Raw genomic sequence first — 6,386 nt, 5'->3', positions numbered from 1 at the left:
GCCCAGTGTACGGCCGGGGGAGTACCCCCCGGCCGTACACTGGGCGGGGAGACTGGCACTCGCGTGCGAAGAGTGCCAAAAGAGGAAGAGTGCCGGGGAAAGCGCCGGACGGACGGCTTCTGGAGGTGTGTGCGTAATGCTCAGTGAACGCAGGCTCCAGGTGCTGCGTGCCATCGTCCAGGACTACGTCGGCACCGAGGAGCCCGTCGGCTCCAAGGCCCTCACCGAGCGGCACAACCTGGGCGTCTCCCCGGCCACCGTGCGCAACGACATGGCGGCCCTGGAGGACGAGGGCTTCATCGCCCAGCCGCACACCAGCGCCGGGCGCATCCCCACCGACAAGGGCTACCGGCTCTTCGTGGACAAGCTCGCCGGCGTCAAGCCGATGACCGCGCCCGAGCGGCGCGCCATCCAGAACTTCCTCGAGGGCGCCGTCGACCTGGACGACGTCGTGGCCCGCACGGTGCGGCTGCTCGCGCAGCTCACCCGGCAGGTCGCCGTCGTGCAGTACCCGTCGCTGACCCGCTCGACCGTGCGGCACGTGGAGCTGCTTTCGATGGCGCCCGCGCGCGCCATGCTGGTGCTGATCACGGACACCGGGCGGGTCGAGCAGCGCATGGTCGACTGCCCGGCGCCGATCGGCGAGGCGACCCTGGCGGATCTGCGGGCGCGGCTCAACAGCCGCGTCGCGGGCCGCCGTTTCACCGACGTACCCTCCCTCGTCGAGGACCTCCCCGAGGGCTTCGACCCCGAGGAACGCGGTACGGTCTCGACCGTGCTCTCCACTCTCCTGGAGACGCTGGTCGAGGAGAACGAGGAGCGGCTGATGATCGGCGGCACCGCCAATCTGACCCGCTTCGGACATGATTTTCCCCTGGTGATCCGGCCCGTCCTGGAGGCGCTCGAGGAGCAGGTCGTGCTCCTCAAGCTGCTCGGGGAGGCGAAGGATCCGGGCGTGACCGTCCGTATCGGTCATGAGAACGCCCACGAGGGGCTCAACTCCACGTCCGTCGTGTCGGTGGGCTACGGTTCGGGCGGCGAGGCTGTCGCCAAGCTCGGCGTGGTCGGGCCGACACGCATGGATTACCCGGGAACGATGGGAGCGGTACGAGCAGTGGCACGGTACGTCGGACAGATCCTGGCGGAGTCGTAAGTGGCCACCGACTATTACGCCGTACTCGGCGTACGCCGGGACGCGTCGCAGGAAGAGATCAAGAAGGCCTTCCGGCGACTCGCCCGCGAGCTGCATCCGGACGTCAACCCGGACCCGAAGACCCAGGAGCGGTTCAAGGAGATCAACGCCGCCTACGAGGTGCTGTCGGACCCGCAGAAGAAGCAGGTCTACGACCTCGGCGGCGACCCGCTCCAGCAGTCCGGCGGCGGTGGCGCGGGCGGCTTCGGCGCGGGCGGCTTCGGGAACTTCTCCGACATCATGGACGCGTTCTTCGGCACGGCGTCGCAGCGCGGTCCGCGCTCGCGCACCCGCCGCGGCCAGGACGCGATGATCCGCCTCGAAGTCGAGCTGGACGAGGCCGCGTTCGGCACGACCAAGGACATCCAGGTCGACACGGCGGTCGTCTGCACCACCTGCAGCGGTGAGGGCGCCGCCCCCGGCACCAGCGCGCAGACCTGCGACATGTGCCGCGGCCGGGGCGAGGTCTCGCAGGTCACGCGGTCCTTCCTGGGCCAGGTCATGACCTCGCGCCCCTGCCCGCAGTGCCAGGGCTTCGGCACCGTCGTCCCCAACCCGTGCCCGGAGTGCGCGGGCGACGGACGGATCCGCTCCCGCCGCACCCTGACGGTGAAGATCCCGGCCGGTGTGGACAACGGCACCCGGATCCAGCTGGCCGGCGAGGGCGAGGTCGGCCCCGGCGGCGGTCCCGCCGGCGACCTGTACGTCGAGATCCACGAGCTGCCGCACAGCACCTTCCAGCGGCGCGGCGACGACCTGCACTGCACGGTCACCATCCCGATGACGGCGGCCGCCCTCGGCACCAAAGTGCCGCTGGAGACGCTGGACGGCATGGAGGAGGTCGACATCCGGCCCGGCACCCAGTCCGGCCAGTCGATCCCGCTGCACGGCCGGGGCGTCACGCACCTGCGCGGCGGCGGCCGGGGCGACCTCGTCGTGCACGTCGAGGTGCAGACCCCGGGCAAGCTCGACGTCGAACAGGAGCGCCTGCTGCGCGAACTCGCCAAGCTCCGCGGCGAGGAGCGCCCGCTGGGCCAGTTCCAGCCGGGCCAGCAGGGCCTGTTCTCCCGGCTGAAGGACGCCTTCAACGGACGCTGACGGGCGGGTTCGCCGCGGGGACCGGACGAAGTCCCCGCGGCGCCCTCCCGGACCCGGACCGCGCCGGATCCGGTGTCGCACGGTTGCCGACCCTGCGCCGGTGCTCCCGCGCCGACCCGCCCCCGGTCCGCGGTCCGCTGCACTCGCCGGCCCCGCGCGATCCGCCCTCCGGGCCGCTTCCGGTCCCTCTCCGGTCCGTCCTCGACCCGCTCCCGACCCGTCCTGATCCATCCTGATCCAATTCGGAGATGTCCGGAGGACGTGGCAACATGCCGTCATGTCCTTGGCCCTCACCGACCTCCTCCGGCACCCCGTGGTGCAGGCCCCGATGGCGGGCGGAGTCGCCGTGCCGCAGCTCGCCGCGGCCGTCTCCGAGGCGGGCGGGCTCGGGTTCCTGGCGGCCGGGTACAAGACCGCGGACGGGATGTACCAGGAGATCAAGCAGCTGCGCGGGCTGACCGGCCTCGCCTTCGGCGTGAACGTCTTCATGCCGCAGCCCGAGACCCCCGACCCCGCCGCCGTCGGCGTCTACGCCCACCAGCTGGCCGGTGAGGCCCCCTGGTACGCCACCGAGCTCGGCGACCCCGACTGCGGCCGCGACGACGGCTACGACGCCAAACTCGCGGTCCTGCTCGACAACCCCGTCCCGGTGGTGTCGTTCCACTTCGGCGTGCCCTCCCGTGACGTCCTGGACGCCCTGCGCCGCGCCGGCACGTTCACCCTGGCCACCGCCACCACCCCCGAGGAGGCGCGGGCGGTGGAGGAGGCGGGCGCCGACGCGGTGATCGCGCAGGGCGTCGAGGCCGGCGGACACCAGGGCACCCACCGGGACGACCCGAAGGCGGAGGGCTCCGGCATCGGACTGCTGTCCCTGGTCAGCCAGGTGCGGGAGGCCGTGGGCATCCCGGTCGTCGCGGCCGGCGGCATCATGCACGGCAGCCAGATCGCCGCCGTCCTCGCGGCCGGCGCCTCGGCGGCCCAGCTCGGCACGGCGTTCCTCGCCACCCACGAGTCCGGCGCGCACGCCCTGCACAAGCGGGCGCTGACCGACCCCCTGTACGCCCGCACCGAACTGACCCGCGCCTTCTCCGGCCGGCCGGCCCGCGCCCTGGTCAACCGCTTCCTGCGCGAACACGGCCCGTACGCGCCCGCCGCCTACCCGGACGTCCACCATCTGACCGCCCCGCTGCGCAAGGCCGCGGCCGCCGCCGGGGACCCGCAGGGCATGGCGCTGTGGGCGGGACAGGGCCACCGGATGGCCCGCGAGCTGCCCGCCGGGCAGCTGGTGGAGGTGCTGGCCGCCGAACTCACCGCCACCCGGAACGCGTTGTCGGCGGGAGGTGCCCGATGACCGCCCCGGTCTTCGTCGTGGACGACTTCGGCACGGACGGCTCCGGCCACCACGTGCTCGACGGCCCCGAGGGACGGCACGCCGTCTCCGTGAAGCGGCTGCGGGCCGGGGAGACCGTCGTCCTCACCGACGGCGCCGGCCGCCGGGCCGAGGGCGAGGTGACCGGCACCGAGGGCAAGGACCGGCTGATCGTGCGCCTCGGCGACGTCGTCGAGGAACCCGTCGAGTCGCCCCGGCTCACCGTCGTCCAGGCCCTGCCCAAGGGGGACCGGGGCGAGCTGGCCGTGGAGACGATGACCGAGGTCGGCGTCGACGCGGTCGTGCCGTGGTCGGCTTCGCGCTGCGTCACCCAGTGGCGCGGCGAGCGCGGGCTGAAGTCCCTCGGCAAATGGCGGGCCACGGCCCGCGAGGCCGGCAAGCAGTCCCGCCGGACGCGCTTCCCGGAGGTCGCGGACGCGGCCACGACCCGTCAGGTTGCGTCGCTTCTCGCCGAAGCGGACTTCGCCGCCGTCCTCCACGAGAGCGGCACCACCCCCCTCGCCACCGCCGAACTCCCCGCCTCCGGCACCATCGTGCTGGTCGTCGGCCCCGAAGGCGGCGTCTCGCCGGAGGAGTTGGACCTCTTCGCGCAGGCCGGCGCCGAGCCCTACCGCCTGGGCCGCAGCGTGCTGCGCACCTCCACCGCCGGCACCGCGGCGGCGGCCGTCCTCCTGGCCCGCACGGGCCGCTGGTCCTGACGGCGCCGGCCGCCGCCCACCGCGCGGCCGGTGACCGCGGGGAACGGCCGCCGGCCGTCCGACTCCCCGGGTCCGGGACCGCGGACGGGCCCTCCGGGGCGGCGTCCACCGCGCGTGCGCCCACGGTGGTGCGCGGTGTCCGTATGCGCCCTACCGTCACGCCGGGGACGGTGGCAGGCTGCCGTCCATGGCGTCCAAGAGGGCACTGACGAGGAGTTGGCGCCGGCCCCGGCCGACGCCGTGGCCGGGGGCCGGGCGAGGGGCACGGTGGCGGCGGGCGGTGCCGGCCGCGGCGCTCGCCGCGGTCGCCGCGGGCGGGGCCGTGGCGTGCGAGCCGGGCTCGATCGGCTCGGCCGCGGTGGCGCTCACGACCGACGAGACGGTCACCAAGGAGCTCAACCGCCAGAAGGACGGCGTGCGCTGGCTCAACTGCGCCGCCTCCTACGGCGACGGGGCGAGCACGCCGTCGCGGTCCGCGGACGCGGACGAGAGGACCGTGGCCACCGTGGACTGCGAGGGGGAGACCGAGGGCGGCAAGGAGATCACCGTCACCGGGAAGGTCACCCACGCCGTCAACGGCGCCTGCGTGCGCGGGGACATCACCGCGAAGGTGGACGGCAGGCAGGTGTTCCGGGTCGACGGCCTGGGCGACTGCGACGCCACCAGCCCGCCGGCCGTGGGCGAGCCCACGCAGCGCGGTCCGCGGCCCACCGTCACCGTCACGGTCACGACGACCGTGTGGTGCGACCAGTACCCCTCCTGCCGTCCCGTCGAGGGCAAGTGATCCGAACCCCTGCCGCCGCCGGCCGCGCCTGCGTAGGGTGACCGGGTGACACAGCCTGCATCGGTCGCCCCCGCCGCCTATCTCCGGTTCCCGCACCCGCACGGCGAGCTGGTCGCCTTCACCGCCGAGGACGACGTGTGGCTCGCCCCGCTCGACGGCGGCCGCGCCTGGCGGGCCAGCGCCGACAACGTGCCGGTGACGATGCCCCGCATCTCGCCCGACGGCACCACCGTCGCCTGGACCTCCACCCGTGACGGCGCCCCCGAGGTGCACGTCGCGCCCGTCGAGGGCGGCCCCGGCAGACGCCTGACGTACTGGGGGAGCGGCAGGACCCAGGTGCGCGGCTGGACCCCGGACGGGAGGGTCCTGGCGCTCAGCACCCACGGCCAGGCCAGCCTGCGCCGCACCTGGGCCCGCGCGGTCCCCCTCGACGGAGGCCCCGCCACCACGCTGCCATACGGCCCCGTCGGCGACGTCGTCCACGGGCCGCGCACCGTCCTGCTCTCCGCGACGATGGGCCGCGAGGCCGCCGCGTGGAAGCGCTACCGGGGCGGCACGGCGGGCAAGCTGTGGATCGAGCGCGAGCCGGGTGAGGCCGGGGCCGGCGAAGCGCCAAGGGCGCCCGGAGCGACCGGGGCCACCGGAGTCCCCGAAGCCCCCGGAGCCTCCGGAGTCCCCGAAGCCGCCCCGTCCTCGGGCGAGTTCGTGCGGCTGCACGCCGACCTCGACGGGAACATCGAGTACCCGCTCTGGGTGGGCACGAGAGTCGCCTTCCTCTCCGACCACGAGGGCACCGGCGCGCTGTACTCCTCCCTCGCCGACGGGTCCGACCTGCGCCGGCACACCCCCCTCGGCGGGTTCTACGCCCGGCACGCCGCCACCGACGGCGCCCGCGTCGTCTACTCCAGCGCGGGACGGCTGTGGATCCTGGACGACCTGGACGGGGCCGAGCCCCGCCCGCTCGACGTCCGGCTCGGCGGCCAGCGCGTCGACCTGACGCCGTTCCCGGTGAACGCCGCCCGCTGGTTCGGCTCCGCCGCCCCCGACCACACCGCGCGCGGCAGCGCCGTCTGCGTGCGCGGCGCCGTCCACTGGGTCACCCACCGGTCCGGGCCCGCCCGGGCCCTCGCCGCCACCCCCGGCGTCCGGGCCCGGCGCCCGCGCACCTTCCGCGCGAACGGCGAGGAGTGGGTGGTGTGGGTGACGGACGCCGAGGGCGAGGAC

At 74.6% G+C, this 6,386-nt stretch carries 5 protein-coding genes and 1 pseudogene; all 6 read left to right on the top strand.

Annotated elements, in window-relative coordinates; all coding sequences use genetic code 11:
• The first annotated feature begins 136 nt into the window (after window positions 1-136).
• On the top strand, window positions 137-1,153 hold the full coding sequence (hrcA, locus tag AOK18_RS08725) for a heat-inducible transcriptional repressor HrcA (protein WP_055573755.1): 1,017 nt from the start codon (window positions 137-139) through the stop codon (window positions 1,151-1,153).
• Entirely contained in the window at window positions 1,154-2,290 is a 1,137-nt protein-coding gene (gene dnaJ, locus AOK18_RS08720) for a molecular chaperone DnaJ (RefSeq protein ID WP_055573756.1), read from the top strand. It begins immediately after the preceding gene.
• Window positions 2,291-2,567: 277 nt separating this feature from the next.
• On the top strand, window positions 2,568-3,641 hold the full coding sequence (locus AOK18_RS08715) for a nitronate monooxygenase (protein ID WP_055693922.1): 1,074 nt from the start codon (window positions 2,568-2,570) through the stop codon (window positions 3,639-3,641).
• The gene (locus AOK18_RS08710; RefSeq protein WP_055573758.1) at window positions 3,638-4,378 is read left to right on the top strand and encodes a 16S rRNA (uracil(1498)-N(3))-methyltransferase; all 741 of its coding nucleotides are present in this window, start codon (window positions 3,638-3,640) and stop codon (window positions 4,376-4,378) included. The genes AOK18_RS08715 and AOK18_RS08710 overlap by 4 nt, the downstream gene beginning before the upstream one ends.
• Before the next feature lie 280 nt (window positions 4,379-4,658).
• Complete coding sequence (locus AOK18_RS08705; RefSeq protein ID WP_055693921.1) at window positions 4,659-5,162, top strand: hypothetical protein; 504 nt, start codon at window positions 4,659-4,661, stop codon at window positions 5,160-5,162.
• Between the two features lie 45 nt (window positions 5,163-5,207).
• A pseudogene (locus AOK18_RS08700) lies at window positions 5,208-6,386 on the top strand (PD40 domain-containing protein); the annotation flags it as partial.

Source organism: Streptomyces prasinopilosus (assembly GCF_001419695.1).
GTDB classification, from domain to species: domain Bacteria; phylum Actinomycetota; class Actinomycetes; order Streptomycetales; family Streptomycetaceae; genus Streptomyces; species Streptomyces prasinopilosus.
This window is presented reverse-complemented; position numbering and strand designations above follow the sequence as displayed.